This is a genomic window from Streptomyces sp. A1136 (assembly GCF_004795055.1).
GTDB lineage: Bacteria > Actinomycetota > Actinomycetes > Streptomycetales > Streptomycetaceae > Streptomyces.
Genome location: NZ_SSBJ01000012.1, coordinates 102,315 through 116,930, shown reverse-complemented (window position 1 = coordinate 116,930; position 14,616 = coordinate 102,315). Strand labels below are relative to the sequence as shown.

At 72.6% G+C, this 14,616-nt stretch carries 12 protein-coding genes and 1 riboswitch; of the genes, 5 read left to right on the top strand and 7 right to left on the bottom strand.

Going from position 1 to position 14,616, the window contains the following annotated elements; genetic code table 11:
• Positions 1 to 111: 111 nt before the first annotated feature.
• Positions 112 to 390, bottom strand: coding sequence for a MoaD/ThiS family protein (locus E6R62_RS14285; RefSeq protein ID WP_136213775.1), 279 nt, complete (start codon positions 388 to 390; stop codon positions 112 to 114).
• A 39-nt stretch (positions 391 to 429) separates the two neighbouring features.
• Complete coding sequence (gene thrC, locus E6R62_RS14280; RefSeq protein ID WP_136213774.1) at positions 430 to 1,704, bottom strand: threonine synthase; 1,275 nt, start codon at positions 1,702 to 1,704, stop codon at positions 430 to 432.
• Positions 1,705 to 1,721: 17 nt separating this feature from the next.
• Positions 1,722 to 1,879: riboswitch (SAM riboswitch) on the bottom strand.
• Positions 1,880 to 2,087: 208 nt separating this feature from the next.
• Here thrC and E6R62_RS14275 point away from each other — a divergent pair.
• Positions 2,088 to 3,038, top strand: coding sequence for a glucosyl-3-phosphoglycerate synthase (locus E6R62_RS14275; RefSeq protein ID WP_136213773.1), 951 nt, complete (start codon positions 2,088 to 2,090; stop codon positions 3,036 to 3,038).
• Positions 3,039 to 3,099: 61 nt separating this feature from the next.
• Positions 3,100 to 4,536, top strand: a complete 1,437-nt coding sequence (locus E6R62_RS14270; protein WP_136213772.1) for a trehalose-6-phosphate synthase — start codon at positions 3,100 to 3,102, stop codon at positions 4,534 to 4,536.
• Between the two features lie 1,071 nt (positions 4,537 to 5,607).
• Here E6R62_RS14270 and otsB read toward each other — a convergent pair.
• From otsB to E6R62_RS14255, 3 genes are all read right to left on the bottom strand, one after another.
• Positions 5,608 to 6,459: a trehalose-phosphatase gene (gene otsB, locus E6R62_RS14265; protein WP_136213771.1), complete on the bottom strand. Its 852-nt coding sequence runs from the start codon at positions 6,457 to 6,459 to the stop codon at positions 5,608 to 5,610.
• Between the two features lie 33 nt (positions 6,460 to 6,492).
• A complete protein-coding gene (locus E6R62_RS14260) occupies positions 6,493 to 6,729 on the bottom strand; it encodes a DUF3263 domain-containing protein (protein ID WP_136213770.1) in 237 nt (78 codons plus the stop codon).
• A 111-nt stretch (positions 6,730 to 6,840) separates the two neighbouring features.
• On the bottom strand, positions 6,841 to 8,151 hold the full coding sequence (locus tag E6R62_RS14255) for an extracellular solute-binding protein (protein WP_240801665.1): 1,311 nt from the start codon (positions 8,149 to 8,151) through the stop codon (positions 6,841 to 6,843).
• A gap of 248 nt (positions 8,152 to 8,399) precedes the next feature.
• Here E6R62_RS14255 and E6R62_RS14250 point away from each other — a divergent pair, with 248 nt between their 5' ends.
• The 3 genes from E6R62_RS14250 to E6R62_RS14240 all read left to right on the top strand — a co-directional run bounded on the left by E6R62_RS14250 (position 8,400) and on the right by E6R62_RS14240 (position 11,473).
• The gene (locus E6R62_RS14250; RefSeq protein WP_240801670.1) at positions 8,400 to 9,293 is read left to right on the top strand and encodes an ROK family protein; all 894 of its coding nucleotides are present in this window, start codon (positions 8,400 to 8,402) and stop codon (positions 9,291 to 9,293) included.
• Positions 9,293 to 10,444 (top strand): N-acetylglucosamine-6-phosphate deacetylase, encoded by a 1,152-nt coding sequence (gene nagA, locus E6R62_RS14245; protein ID WP_136213769.1) that lies wholly within the window; start codon positions 9,293 to 9,295, stop codon positions 10,442 to 10,444. The genes E6R62_RS14250 and nagA overlap by 1 nt, the downstream gene beginning before the upstream one ends.
• A 102-nt stretch (positions 10,445 to 10,546) precedes the next feature.
• On the top strand, positions 10,547 to 11,473 hold the full coding sequence (locus E6R62_RS14240) for a 1-phosphofructokinase family hexose kinase (RefSeq protein ID WP_136213768.1): 927 nt from the start codon (positions 10,547 to 10,549) through the stop codon (positions 11,471 to 11,473).
• A 7-nt stretch (positions 11,474 to 11,480) separates the two neighbouring features.
• On the opposite strand, the gene E6R62_RS14235 is transcribed toward E6R62_RS14240, so the two are convergent.
• The gene (locus tag E6R62_RS14235; protein WP_136213767.1) at positions 11,481 to 12,509 is read right to left on the bottom strand and encodes a carbohydrate-binding protein; all 1,029 of its coding nucleotides are present in this window, start codon (positions 12,507 to 12,509) and stop codon (positions 11,481 to 11,483) included.
• A gap of 68 nt (positions 12,510 to 12,577) precedes the next feature.
• The gene (gene cdgB / locus E6R62_RS14230) at positions 12,578 to 14,275 is read right to left on the bottom strand and encodes a diguanylate cyclase CdgB (RefSeq protein WP_136213766.1); all 1,698 of its coding nucleotides are present in this window, start codon (positions 14,273 to 14,275) and stop codon (positions 12,578 to 12,580) included.
• Positions 14,276 to 14,616 lie beyond the last annotated feature (341 nt).

Below are 14,616 nucleotides of genomic sequence, written 5' to 3'. Positions count from 1 at the left end.
GAACAGCGGAGGGGACTTCCCCAACCCTACCGCGCCCAATCAACCAGAATTACCCCCTCCGCTTTTAGCGGAGGGGGCAATTCTGTTTGCGTCGGTGTCGGTGGCCCGGCGTCAGCAGCCGCCCGCCACGGCGGGGATGATCGAGACCCCCGCGCCGTCCGGCGTCGCCGTCTGCAGCCCGCCCTCGAAGCGCACGTCGTCGTCGTTGACGTAGACGTTCACGAAGCGACGCAGCTTGCCCTGGTCGTCCAGGACGCGGGCCGCGATGCCCGGATGGTTCTTCTCCAGGGACTCGATGACCTCGGAGAGGGTCGCGCCCTCGGCGGGCACCTCGGCCCGGCCACCGGTGTAGGTGCGCAGGATGGTGGGGATGCGGACGTTGACGCTCATGGCGCTACTGCCTTTCCGGGAACAGGGGTGGGTCGGGCCTCAGGCAAGGCCGGCTGCGCGGAACGCGTCCAGGCTGGGGCGGATGGTGGCGGTCTGACCGCTGTCGGCGGCCACCGCCTCCAGGGTCTTGAGGCCGTCGCCGGTGTTGAGGACGACCGTGGTCAGCGAGGGGTCGAGCTGCCCGTTCTCGATGAGCTTCTTCGTCACGCCGACGGTCACACCGCCCGCGGTCTCGGCGAAGATGCCCTCCGCCCGCGCGAGGATCTTGATGGCCTCGACGACCTGCTCGTCGTTGACGTCCTCGACGTAACCGCCGGTGCGCCGGGCGATGTCCAGGACGTACGGGCCGTCCGCCGGGTTGCCGATCGCCAGGGACTTGGCGATGGTGTTCGGCTTCTGCGGGCGCACCACGTCGTGACCGGCCTTGAAGGCGGTCGACACGGGCGAGCAGCCCTCGGCCTGCGCACCGAAGATCTTGTAGGGCTTGTCCTCGACCAGGCCGAGCTTGATCAGCTCCTGCAGACCCTTGTCGATCTTCGTGAGCTGCGAACCGGAGGCGATCGGGATCACGATCTGGTCGGGCAACCGCCAGCCGAGCTGCTCGCAGATCTCGTAGGCCAGCGTCTTGGAACCCTCGCCGTAGTAGGGGCGCAGGTTGACGTTGACGAAGCCCCAGCCCTCGCCCAGCGGGTCGCCGATGAGCTCGGAGCAGAAGCGGTTGACGTCGTCGTAGTTGCCCTCGATGCCGACGAGGTCGCCGCCGTAGACACCGGCCATGACGACCTTGCCCTGCTCCAGGTCGTGCGGGATGAACACGCAGGACCGGAAGCCGGCGCGGGCGGCAGCGGCGCCGACGGCGCCGGCCAGGTTGCCGGTGGAGGAGCAGGAGAGCGTGGTGTAGCCGAAGGCACGGGCGGCCTCGACGGCGATGGCCACGACGCGGTCCTTGAAGGAGTGCGTCGGGTTGCCGGAGTCGTCCTTGACGTAGAGCTTGCCGGTGACCCCGAGCTCCTTGGCCAGGTTGGCCGCGTCCACGAGCTTGGTGAAGCCCGGGTTCAGGTTCGGCTTGGAGGCCACGTCCGCGGGGACGGGCAGCAGCGGGGCGTAGCGCCAGATGTTGTCGGGTCCGGCCTCGATCGCGGCGCGCAGCGCCTCCGGATCACCGGTGGGCAGGTCGTAGGCGACTTCCAGCGGTCCGAAGCACTCGACGCAGGCGAAGATCGGGCCGAGCTCGAAGCGGGTACCGCACTCACGACACGAAAGGCCGGTGGCAGGTCCGAGATCGACAGAGGTGGCGACAGTCTGTGCAGCCATGATGGCGAGGCCCTTTCTCCTCATCTTCCCCATGGCGCACTTCGCCATGAGACGGAATTGGCACCTTCCCTAGCCGGGGACCTCGCTGACGTCGCGTGGTGCGCGATCGCGAGAACCGACTGGAGGGTTGCCGGGGCTTCAACGGGCCGTGTCCCTCTGCCCCTCTGGATGAGCGGTATGGCACCGGGCCGCGCGCTCTGTGGCGCACCCGGGCGTTTGTGCACGAGGACCCCGGCATGCCGTGGTCCTTCGCGTTGTTCAAGACTGTAACCGAAGGGCCGCGCGGTTGAGACAGCCGTCCGAACGGCGAGATGGATCATATTTCGCCCGAAAACCACCGGCCGTTCCGTCCATCCCGTCATCGATCCCCTGGAGTGTCCGAAGTGCTGGAAGAGGTGGAGCGCTGGCTGGCCGACCGGTCCTGGTCCGCCGCCGACCGACCGCTCGACCAGCTGCTCGACCGCAAGCGCGCGTCGGGGGCCACGGTCAGCGTGGTGCTGCCCGCGCTCGACGAGGAGGCCACGGTCGGCGCGATCGTCGAGGTGATCCGCCGCGACCTCATCGAAGGGCTGCCGACTCCTCTGGTGGACGAGCTGGTCGTGGTCGATTCCGGGTCGAGCGACCGTACGGCGGAGGTCGCCGCGAAGGCCGGCGCGCGGGTCGCGCACCGCGACGAGATCCTGCCGCGGCTCCCGGCGGTGCCCGGCAAGGGCGAGGTGCTGTGGCGCTCACTGCTCGCGACCACCGGCGACATCGTCTGCTTCGTGGACGCCGACCTGCGGGACTTCTCCTCCACCTTCGTCTCCGGCATCCTCGGCCCACTGCTGACCGAGCCGGACGTGCAGTTCGTCAAGGCGATGTACGACCGGCCGCTCGGCGACGCGCCGGGGCAGGGCGGCCGCGTCACGGAACTGGTGGCCCGCCCCCTGCTCAACCTGCACTGGCCGCAGCTGGCCGGATTCGTCCAGCCGCTGGGCGGCGAGTACGCCGTACGACGCTCCCTGCTCGAACGTCTCCCCTTCCCGGTCGGCTACGGCGTGGAGCTGGGGCTGCTGGTGGACGCGCTGCACACGGTCGGGCTGGACGCGCTGGCGCAGGTCGACGTGGGCGTACGGGTGCACCGCCACCAGGACGGTCAGGCGCTCGGCCGGATGGCCGCGGCGATCTACCGCACGGCGCAGTTGCGGCTCTCGCGCGGGCACCTGATCCGGCCCGTGCTGACCCAGTTCGAGCGGGGCCCGGACGGCTTCGTGCCGCGGACGCACGCCGTCGACACCGAGGAACGGCCGCCGATGCTGGAGGTCCGGGAGTACGCGATCCGCCGCGTGGCGTGATGCGGTGTGGCGTGAGGCGGCGGCGGGTTTGAGGCGGGTGCGGCGGGGTTAGGTTCGCGGCATGGCTTCCCAGGTACTCGTCGCCGCGAACCGCGGCCCCCTCTCGTACGCCCACGCCCCCGACGGCACCCTCAGCGCGCGGCGCGGCGGGGGCGGTCTCGTCTCCGGGCTCTCCGCCGCGCTCGCGGAGCAGCCGGACGCGGTGTGGATCTGCGCGGCGCTGTCGGAGGGCGACCGGGAAGCGGTGCGGCGGGGGGTTTCCGAGCCCGGCGTCCGGATGTTGGACATCGATCCCGCCGTGTACGACGCCGCGTACAACGGCATCGCGAACTCAGTGCTCTGGTTCACCCACCACCACCTGTACGACATTCCGCGCGAGCCGGTCTTCGACGCGGAGTTCCGGCGGCGCTGGGACGCGTACGTCCTGTACAACCGGGCCTTCGCGGACGCGCTGGCGGCGGAGGCCGACGAGGGCGCGGCGGTGCTCGTGCAGGACTACCAGCTGGCGCTGGTGCCGGGCATGCTGCGTGTCCTGCGGCCCGACCTGCGCATCGCGCACTTCACGCACACCCCGTGGGCCTCGCCCGACGTCCTGCGGATGCTGCCGCGGTACGTCGTGGAGGAGCTGACCTGGGGCATGCTCGGGGCGGACCTGCTGGGCTTCCACACCGGGGAATGGGCGCGGGCGTTCCTGGCGGCGATGCCGTTCGACGGCGCCGAGGGCAGCGCGGAGGAGGTCCGGGAGGGGACCGTGGAGCACCGGCGGGAGTCGGTGTGGCCGCGGCGCACGACCGAGGTCCGGGCGTTCCCGCTGGGCGTGGACGGGGACGACCTGCGGGCGCTGGCCCACCGGCCGGAGGTCGACGACAAGCTGGCGGGGCTGCGGGCGGAGGTCGGGGACCGCAAGACGATCGTCCGGGTGGACCGGACGGAGCTGTCCAAGAACATCCTGCGCGGCCTGCTGGCGTACCGGGAGCTGCTGACGACGCACCCGGAGTGGCGCGAGCGGGTGGTGCACATGGCGTCGGCGTACCCCTCGCGGCAGGACCTGGCGGTGTACCGGGAGTACACGACGGCCGTGCGGGACCTGGCGGCGGAGATCAACGCGGAGCTGGGGACGGCGGACTGGCAGCCTGTGCTGGTGTCGGTGGAGGACGACTTCGCGCGCTCGCTGGCGGCGTACCGGATGGCGGACGTCGCCCTGGTGAACCCGGTGCGGGACGGGATGAACCTGGTGGCCAAGGAGATCCCGGTGGTGTCGGAGGCGGGGTGCGCGCTGGTGCTGTCGACGGGGGCGGGGGCGTACGAGGAGCTCCGCTCGGACGCGCTGACGGTGAACCCGTACGACGTGTCGGAGACGGCGGCGGCCTTGCACGCGGCGCTGTCGATGCCGGAGGCGGAGCGCGCGGAACGCACGAAGCGCCTCTCGTCGGCGGCCACGTCCCTCCCCCCGACGGCCTGGTTCACGGCCCAACTGTCAGCCCTCCGCGAGTCATGACCCCGCCGCGCCCTGCCGGGCGGGGGCGGCGGACGCGCGGCTCCGACCTGGCGGGGCCTGCCCGGGCGCGTGCCTTGGCGGTGCCACCCCGACGGCCCCGGTGCGCGCGCCTGCCCGAGGGCAACGGGACCGGTGTGCGGCTCCGGGCGCGGCGGGAGCGGCCGGCGCGCGCCTTCGTCGGGGTGCGGCCTGACCGCGCGCGGCTTGATCGGGCGCGGCCGTGCGTGTGCCTTGACCGGGGCGGGGGCTAGCCGGGCGCGGGACCGGGGCGCGGCTCCGGACGGGGTGGGAGCGGCCGGCGCGTGCCTTCGCCGGGGTGCGGCCTGACCGAGCGTGGCCTGACCGGCCGCGCCCGTGTGTGCCTTGGCCGGGGCGGGGCTGCCCGGGGCGCGGCTTGATCGTCTGCGGCGCCGCCGCGCAAGCGCCCCCGGGCTCCGCCCGGGCCTCGCGGGGCTCCGCCGCGCCCCCCCACGCCTCAATCGCCGGCGAGGCTTGAAAAAACCGACCCCGCCGGAGCACGAGGTCGAACCCGACCGAAGCCCAGGCCCCTCCGCGCAGACGGGGTGCCCTTCAAGCGCCGGTCAGGCCGGGAGGCGCCTGAGCCGCCGACCCGACACGACCAGCCCCGCCGGCGATTGGGCGCAGCAGGCCCGGGCGGAGCACAGGCCCGCGTCGAGCAGCACACGCGCCACAACCCCAGGAGACTCACCGCTCCGCCGGCAATCGGGGCGCGCCCCGGGGGCACATCCAGCCCCGCCGGCAGGCGTGGCGCCGGCCCCGCACAACCAGCCCCGCCGGCGACTGAGGCGCGGGGCTGGGCGGAGCCCAGGGCCTCAAGCCGGGTCCGCATAGGCGGCGCAGCCCGACCGCCAAGCGCGGCGCGCGCCCCGCACGCCCAGCCCCGCCGGCGTTTGAGGCGCGCGGACCGGGCGGAGTACCGACCCGCGTCGAGCAGCGCACGCGGGACGGGGCCAGGCGGAGCCCCCACATCCGGCACCGCCGGGTGAGGCGGGGGGCTGGGCGGAGGCCAGAGGGGTCGGCTTCGGGCGGGCCGGGTCCCGGGCTCGGCGGTCAGGCCCGCAGGGAGGCGGCCAGGGTCGCGAGGAACGCCGCGACCTCCGCCGGCCCCGGGAGGACCAGGTCCGCGCGGGAAGCCAGCTCCGGGACCTCCGACGAACTGCACACCAGCAACCCCGGCAACCCCTCCGACCGCCGCTTCTCGACGGCGGCGTACGCCGCCAGGTCCCCGAGGTCGTCGCCCGCGTACAGCACCGCCTCCGCTCCGACCTCCTCCAGGTACTCCGTCAGGGCGACGCCCTTGTCGACGCCCGGCGGTCGCAGCTCCAGCACCGCCCGCCCCGGCTCGACCATCAGCCCGTGTCGGGCCGCCAGCTCCGCCAGCGGCTCCCGCAGCGCCTCGAACGCCGCCTCCGGGTCCTCGGCGCGCCGGGTGTGGACGGCCAGCGCCCGGCCCTTCTCCTCGATCCAGGTCCCGCGCCACGCCCCGATGGATTCCAGGAACCCGGGCAGCTCGGCCCGTACGGCCGCCACCCCCGGGTGCTCGGCGGGCGCGTGGACCAGCCCGCTGACGGCGTCCCACCGCTCGGCCCCGTAATGCCCGAGGACCACGAGGTGTTCCAGGCCCGGGACCCCCGCGAAGCCCCCGTGGCGGACGGCGACCCCGGCCGGTCGGCCGGTGACGACCGCCACGGACAGCACCTGCGGCGCGAGCGCGGACAGCGCCGGCACGGCGTCCGCGTGGGCACGGGCCTGGTCGGGGTCGGGAACGATGTCTGCGAGGGTGCCGTCGAAGTCGAGGGCCACCACGGATCGGCGCGGCGCGCGGAGGAGGGCTTCGAGTCCCTCGCGTCCGGCGGCGGTGGCGGGCACGGGCATCGGCATATCGTGCGCATTGCTCCCCATGGGGAAGACCCTAACGGTCCATTCGTACGACTGCTATCGCCGGGCGCGCTGTGCCGCGCGGATTCTCCGGAGCCGGTTGACCGTGCCGGGCGCGTGCTCCAGGGCCCGCGGATCGTCCATCAGGGCGTTGAGCAGCTGGTAGTACCGGACCGGGGTCATCCCCAGCCCTTCCCGGATGGCCCGTTCCTTGGCTCCGGGCCCCGACCAGGTGCGTCCCTCGTACGCGAGCACGGCGGCCTCGGCGGCCGTCAATCGCCCGTCGTCCGTCATACGGCCAGATTAACGCCGCCCACCGACACACCCCCGGCCGGACCCGAGCGCCCCAGAGCGCATCCGCCCGACCCGCCGCCCGGACCCGCAGCCGCCCCGGCGGGCGCCGCCTCAGCGGGCGCCGTCGGCCTTCCGCGCCGCGTCGGCGATGTCGCCCAGCACCTTCTCGGGCTGCCCGCCCGGCTGGACCACCTTGCCGATGTTCTGCTTGACGTCCTCGCTCACCCCGGCCCACGACTTCTTGCCGACCGGGTACAGCCGCGCGGTCGGCAGCGCCGTCAGGAAGGTCTTGAGCTGCGGCGCGGCGCCCCCGCCGCCTGCCGCGGCGGCTTCCATGGCCCGGTAGCCACTGGTGGTGACGGGCAGCAGGTCGTACTTGTTGGTGAAGGCCGTCACGTTCTTCGCCTCGTACAGGTAGTCGAGGAACTTGCCCGTCTGCGCCTTGTGGCCGTTCTTGAACGCCATGACCCAGTCGGCGACGCCCATCGTGGGGTGGTCGGTGCCGTCGGCGGTCGGCATCGGCACCATCCCGAACTTGACGCCCTTGCCGCCGGCCTGCTTGAGCAGGGTCGGGTGGCCGTTGAGCATGCCGACCTCCCCGCGCGCGAAGGCGTCGAAGGCGGCCTGCCGGTCGAGCTTGCCGGGCTCGACGGGACCGGTCAGGCCCTGGCCGACCATCCTGTCGCGCAGGAACTCGAAGGTCTTGACGTTCTCCGGGGAGTCGATCTCGTAGCTGTCCTCGTTGTCGGTGTAGCCGCCCCCGCCGGACAGCATCCACATCATCGACTCGGCCTGTGCCTCCTCGCGGCCCAGCGGCAGCGCGAGGGGGGTGGGGACACCCGCGGCCTTGAGCTTCTTGGCGGCCGCTTCCAGGTCCGCCCAGCTCTTGGGCTGCCAGCCGCCCTTGGTGTCCTTGGGTATGACGCCCGCGTCGGTCAGCAGCTTCTCGTTGTAGAAGAGCAGCCGGGTGCTGGCGACGAAGGGCATGCCGTACTGGGTGTGCCTGACCTTGCCGGCGTCGGCGAGCGGCCCGAGGAAGTCGGCCTCGGTCTGCACGGAGAGCAGTTCCTCGGCGGAGTACAGCTTCCCGGCTTCCGCGTAGTCGGCGTAGGCGCCGATCTGCGCGATGTCGGGCGCCTTGTGGGCCTTGACCATCTCGGCGACCTTGGCGTCGACCTCGGTCCAGGAGTAGACGCTGACCTCGACGTTGATCCCGGGGTGGGTCTTCTCGAAGGAGTCCCCGAGCTCCTTCCAGTAGGCGGCGGAGGAGTTCTGTGGATTGTCGCCGTAGTCGGCCGCCACGACCCGCAGGGTCACGTCGTTGTCCCCGGTGAGGCCCAAGGCTCCGCAGCCCGTCAGCGTCACGACGGTCAGACAGAGCGCGGCCCCGGTCGCGGCCAGGCTCAGGTAACGGCCCTTCACAGTTCTGATCCACCCCTTGTCGTACCTACTATTCGTCGTAAGGTCTACACCACTTTCCGGCTGCTTCACATTCGGAACACGCCGCTCGCCCGGACCGTGTCCGGACCGTTGCCGGAGCGGGCTCCCGGATTTGTATGGCCGCTCAACATTCCCTCCAATGGACTAGACCTTTGCCTCCCGAGCACGCGAGACTGTCCTCTGTGAAACCCGTGAAACACGTCATCGCCCTCGATGTGGGCGGCACCGGGATGAAGGCCGCCCTCATCGCCGAGGACGGCACCCTGCTGCACGAGGCGCGCCGCGCCACCGGTCGCGAGCGGGGCCCCGAGGCCGTCGTCGAGACGATCCTCGGCTTCGCCGCCGACCTCCTCGCGTACGGCCGCGAGCACCTCGGCCGGACCGCCTCGGCCGCCGGTGTCGCGGTGCCCGGCATCGTCGACGCCGAGCGGGGAACCGCCGTCTACGCGGCGAACCTGGGCTGGCGCGACGTACCGATGCGCGAGCTGCTCGGCGCCCGTCTCGGCGGCATCCCGGTGGCCCTCGGACACGACGTACGCACGGGCGGCCTCGCCGAAGGCCGGATCGGCGCGGGTCGTGACGCCGACCGGTTCCTGTTCGTCCCGCTCGGCACCGGCATCGCCGGCGCCATCGGCCTGGCCGGCCGCATCGAGGCGGGCGCCCACGGCTACGCGGGCGAGATCGGCCACATCGTGGTCCGCCCGGGCGGCCCGGCCTGCGGCTGCGGTCAGCACGGCTGCCTGGAGACCCTCGCCTCCGCCGCCGCCGTCAGCCGCGCCTGGGCCGCCGCCTCCGGCGACCCAGACGCGGACGCCGCGCACTGCGCCAAGGCCGTCGAATCCGGTGACGCCCGCGCCCGCGAGGTGTGGCTGGCCGCCATCGACGCCCTCGCCGACGGCCTGGTCACCGCCATCACCCTGCTGGACCCGCGCACGGTGATCATCGGTGGCGGCCTGGCGGAGGCGGGGGAAACCTTGTTCACACCTCTTCGGACGGCCGTCGGGGAGCGCGTGACGTTCCAGCGGCTGCCCGAGATCGTTCCGGCTGCCCTCGGGGACACCGCCGGATGCCTGGGCGCAGGGCTGCTCGCCTGGGACCTACTCGCCACGGAGGTACCTGCCTGATGGCCGCAAGCACACAGAGCGCTGTTCTGTCAGGTGCCAAGGTGGTGCTGCCCACCGGGATCGTGGCGGGCGGCCGCGTCATCGTCGACGGCGAGCGGATCGCGGGCAGCGCCGCCCCGGACACCCCCGTGACCGACCTCGCCGGGCACTGGATCGTCCCCGGCTTCGTGGACATGCACAACCACGGCGGCGGCGGCGCCTCCTTCACCTCCGGCACCGCCGAAGAGGTCCTCAAGGGCGTACGCACCCACCGCGAACACGGCACGACCACGCTGGTCGCCTCCACCGTCACCGGCGAACTCGACGAACTGGCCCGCCGCGCCGGACTCCTGGCCGAGCTGACGCAGCAGGGCGAGATCGCGGGCGTCCACTTCGAGGGCCCCTTCATCAACGCCTGCCGCAAGGGCGCCCACAAGGCGGAGCTGCTCCGCGACCCCGACCCGGCCGAGGTCCGCAAGCTGGTCGACTCCGCCCACGGCGCCGCCCGGATGGTCACCCTCGCCACCGAACTCCCCGGTGGCCTGGACTCCGTACGCCTGCTGGCCGAACACGGGGTCATCGCCGCGATCGGCCACACCGACGCCACCTACGACCAGACCCGACGGGCCATCGACGCGGGCGCCACCGTGGCCACCCACCTCTACAACGCGATGCCCGGCCTCGAACACCGTGCCCCCGGCCCGATCGCGGCCCTGCTGGAGGACGAGCGGATCACCGTCGAGCTGATCAACGACGGCACGCACCTGCACCCGGCGATGCTGGAACTGGCCTTCCACCACGCCGGCGCCCACCGCGTCGCGCTGATCACCGACGCCATGGACGCGGCCGGCTTCGGCGACGGCACCTACCACCTCGGGCCGCTGGAGGTCGAGGTGAAGGACGGGGTCGCCCGTCTCGTGGAGGGCGGCTCGATCGCCGGTTCCACGCTGACCCTGGACACCGCCTTCAGGCGCGCGGTGACCGTCGACAAGCTGCCCGTCGAGTCGGTGGTCCAGGCGATCTCGGCCAACCCGGCCAAGCTGATCGGCCTGTACGACCAGGTCGGCTCGCTGGAGCCCGGCAAGTACGCCGACCTCGTGGTGCTCGACGCCGAGTTCGGGCTCAAGGGCGTCATGCGACGCGGCGAATGGATCGTCAAGCCCGGAGCCTGAGAGGCCGATCGACTGGACGGGAACGGGCCGTCGCGCCGCCGGACTGGGCGGACGGCCCGCGGTTTGGCATGATCCCGGCACACACCAAGACCGGGGCTGACCATGATCCTCACCGTGACCCTCAACGCCGCACTCGACGTCACCTACCGGGTGCCGCGACTGCTCCCGCACACCTCGCACCGGGTCACCGGCGCGACCGAACGCCCCGGCGGCAAGGGCGTCAACGTCGCCCGCGTGCTCGCCGCGCTCGGCCACCGGGTCACCGCGACCGGGTTCGCGGGCGGCGCGGTGGGCGCGGTCGTACGGGAACTGCTGGCCGCCGACCCCGGCGTGACGGACGCCCTGCTCCCCTGCGCGGGCACCACCCGGCGCACGCTGGCGGTGGTCGACGAGGCCTCCGGCGACACCACGCAGTTCAACGAACCGGGCCCCCAGATCACTCCCGCGGAATGGACCCGCTTCCAGTCCCGCTACGAGGAACTCCTGGACGGGGCCCGCGCGGTCGCGCTCTGCGGGAGCCTGCCGCCGGGCGTGCCCGTGGGCGCGTACGCGGTACTCGTCCGGACCGCCCGCGCGGCCGGGGTCCCCGTACTGCTGGACACCAGCGGCGAGGCGCTGCGCCGGGGCGTCGCCGCCCGGCCCGAGATGATCAAACCGAACACCGCCGAGTTGGCCGAACTGACCGGCTCGCGCGACCCGCTGCCCGCCACCCGCGACGCCCGCAGGCGCGGCGCCCACGCGGTGGTCACCTCCCTCGGCCCGGCCGGGCTGCTCGCCGCCACCGCCGACGGCACCTGGCAGGCCGCCCCGCCCCGCCCGCTGAGCGGCAACCCCACCGGCGCCGGCGACTCCGCCGTCGCGGGCCTGCTCTCGGCCCTGACGGAGGGTCTGGACTGGCCCGCCCGCCTGACCCGCGCCGTGGCCCTCTCGGCGGCCACCGTGCACGCCCCGGCGGCGGGAGAGTTCGACCCCCGCACCTACGAACAGGTACGGGGGTCGGTGAAGGTGACGGCCGCTCAGGTGGGGTAGCTTCCCGCTACGACTTCTCCAGCCAGAGCTGGTCGATGATGATCTCGCACTGATTGCCCGTCTCGCAGGACATCTTGACGGTGTTCGGGCCCTTGTTCAGGTCCACCAGCGAGTACGTGGAGACCCAGTTTCCCCAGTCGCCCGGCTTGGCGTTGGCGAAGTTCTTCATGTTTATCGGCCGGCTCTGCTGCTCACCGTTGACGGTGAGCGTGGTGCTGGCGTCCTTGCCGGGGACGGCGTAGCTGATCTTGAGCTTGTACTTGGCCGTCTTGGGCGCGTCCAGGCTCCAGGTCAGCGCGGCGCCCGGCTGGTTGAAGTTGCCGACGTACTGGCCGCCCGTGCTCTTCGCGCCGGGCACCGTGCTCGTCAGCGCCGCACCGCCGGTCAGGGTCATGCCGGAGCCCGAGGCGTCCGCCTTGGGAAGCGGCGCCTCCGAGGGCTGCGCGGAACCGCTCGGCTGCGGGCTCGGCGAATTGTTCTGCGGCGCGCCCGACTGCTGGTTCTGGCCGTTCGCCTGGTTCTTGTCCTTGTCCTTGCCCTTGTCGCCGAAGGCCAGGGCCGCGCCGATGCCGATCGCGACGGCGGCCACCACCGCGACCGCCGCGATGAGCAGCCCGCGGCGGCTCGATCCGCCGCCACCGCCGTGCCCGCCGTGGCCGGGGACCGGGTGCGTCTGCGTCTGCTGCGTCTGCTGCTGCGGAACGGCGTAGCCACCGGCCTGGAGCGCCTCGGGAGCCTGGTACTGGGCCTGGTAGCCCTGCGGACCCGGCTGCGCCGGCCCCGGCTGGTACGGGACGGCACCGCGCTGGCCGCGCCGGTCGCCGACCGTGCGCACCTGGTTGTACGAGGTACGGGGGACACCGGGCTGTGCACCGCCCTGCCCACCGGCCGCGGGGCCGGGGTATCCGTACCCGCCGGGGGAACCGGGCGGGGTGGCACCGGCAGCCTGGCCGTCCGCGTAGAGGTAGCCGAACGGATCTTCGTCCTCGGGCTGGTTCGCCCCGCCGTGCGGACCGCTGTTCGCGGGCGTCGTCATCGCAGGTCACTCCTTTCGACCCACGGGAGCCTACCCCGAACACGTGCGCCCACGGGCGGTCGATCGACTCAGCCCGCCCGGCGGTGCGCCTTGGAACGGGACCTTTTCTCGATGTACATCCGCTGGTCGGCGGAGCGCAGCACCTCGTCCGCCGACATGCCGCAGCTGGCCCAGCCGATCCCGAAACTCGCCCCGACGCGGACCGCGCGGCCGTCCACCCGGATCGGCGGGATGATCGCGTTCCGCAGCCGGACGGCCAGGTCGGCGGCGTCGGCCGCGCCCAATCCGTCGGCGAGGACGACGAACTCGTCACCGCCGAGCCGGGCGACCGTGTCCCCGTCGCGCACGCCCGTCGTCAGCCGCCGGGCGACCTCGATCAGCACCGCGTCGCCCGTGTGGTGACCGAACCGGTCGTTGATCGACTTGAAGCCGTCGAGGTCGCAGAAGAGCACCGCGAGCCCCTTCGTCCCGTCGTCGATGTCAGTGGCGGGTGCGACGGTGTGGACGTGGTGGTCGTACGGGCCCACCTCGCCCGGTCCCGCCCCGGCGACCGGCCCCACGCCCTGCCCTTCGAAGGGATCGCCGTACCCGTCGGGGCGAAAGCCGTGCTCCGCGACATCGCCTCCCGTCTCCGGTCGCCCCTCGAACGCCGCGTCCAGCGCCTCCACGGCGGTGGCCCGCACCGACTGTGGCCGGCGACACAGTCGCGCCCCGAGCCGCGAGCGCAGTTCGGCGCTGTTGGGCAGGCCGGTCAGCGCGTCGTGGCTGGCCCGGTGCGCGAGCTGCAACTCGTGCCGCTTGCGCTCCTCGATGTCCTCGACGTGGGTGAGCAGGAACCGGGGACCGTCGGCGGCGTCCGCGACCACCGAGTTGCGCAGCGAGACCCAGACGTACGTGCCGTCGCGCCGGCCCAGCCGCAGCTCGGCCCGGCCGCCCTCGGCCGAGGTGCGCAGCAACGTGCCGATGTCCTCGGGGTGGACGAGGTCTGAGAAGGAGTACCGGCGCAGTACGGAGGCCGGCCGCCCCAGCAGCCGGCACAACGCGTCATTGGTCCGCAGCAGCCGGCCGTGTTGGTCGCCGCCCATCTCGGCGATGGCCATGCCGCTGGGCGCGTACTCGAAGGCCTGGCGGAACGACTCCTCGCTGGCGCGCAGCGCCTGCTGCTCGCGCTCCAGCCGGACCAGGGCCCGCTGCATGTTCGCGCGCAGCCGCGCGTTACTGATCGCAATCGCCGCCTGGAAGGCGTACATCTGCAGCGCCTCGCGGCCCCACGCGCCCGGGCGGCGGCCGTTGCGCGGTCTGTCCACCGAAATGACACCCAGAAGTTCCCCGCCGGACGCATACATGGGGGCGTAGAGCCGGTCCTCGGGGTGCCACTCGTCGACGAAGCGGGGATCGGGCCCCTCGGTGTGCCACTGGGGCACGTCGTCCTCCAGCAGGACCCAGCCCTCGGTGTGCGGGATGAAGCGGAGCCCGTCCCAGTTCTCACCCATCGTCAGACGGCGTTCCCAGGAGAGGCGGGAGCCGACGCGACCGGTGATCAGGGCCTCGGCGGCCGGGTCACCTGCGAAGGCGGCCACGACGAGATCCCCGTCAGGGCGTACGAGGTTGACGCAGGCGAGTTCGTAACCGAGGCCCGCGACGATGCCGTCCACGACGGTCTGCAGTGTGTCCGCCAGGCTCCGGGCCGTGTTGAGGTCGGCCACCACCCGGTGCAGCTGCCGCAGGGTCGCAAGACGGACGTACGGCTCCGACTCGGTCTCCATTGCTCGCTCTCCCCGAGACCTCGACAGCAACTCCAGGTGTGTCATCGGCGGTTCGTTGCGGTGTCCCGTCCACTGAATCACAGTGAGCTGTGCGGCAGGTACACAGGGTCAACAAATCTTGCCGTCTGTGACTCAAGTCACATGAGATGAAGAACGTGCTCCGAAGAGGCGCGAGTTCCCGCGTCCCGACCGGGAGCGCTCCCTCTCCTTTCCGGGGGCAAACGATACGCGCGGTCCCGCGTACTCGGGGGTCCGACAACGCCGGTGGCCGGGGGAAGTGCCGGGAGCGACTTGGGCGACAGGCCTAGGACCGAGGGTCCGTACCGGCCTCGGACCAAGGC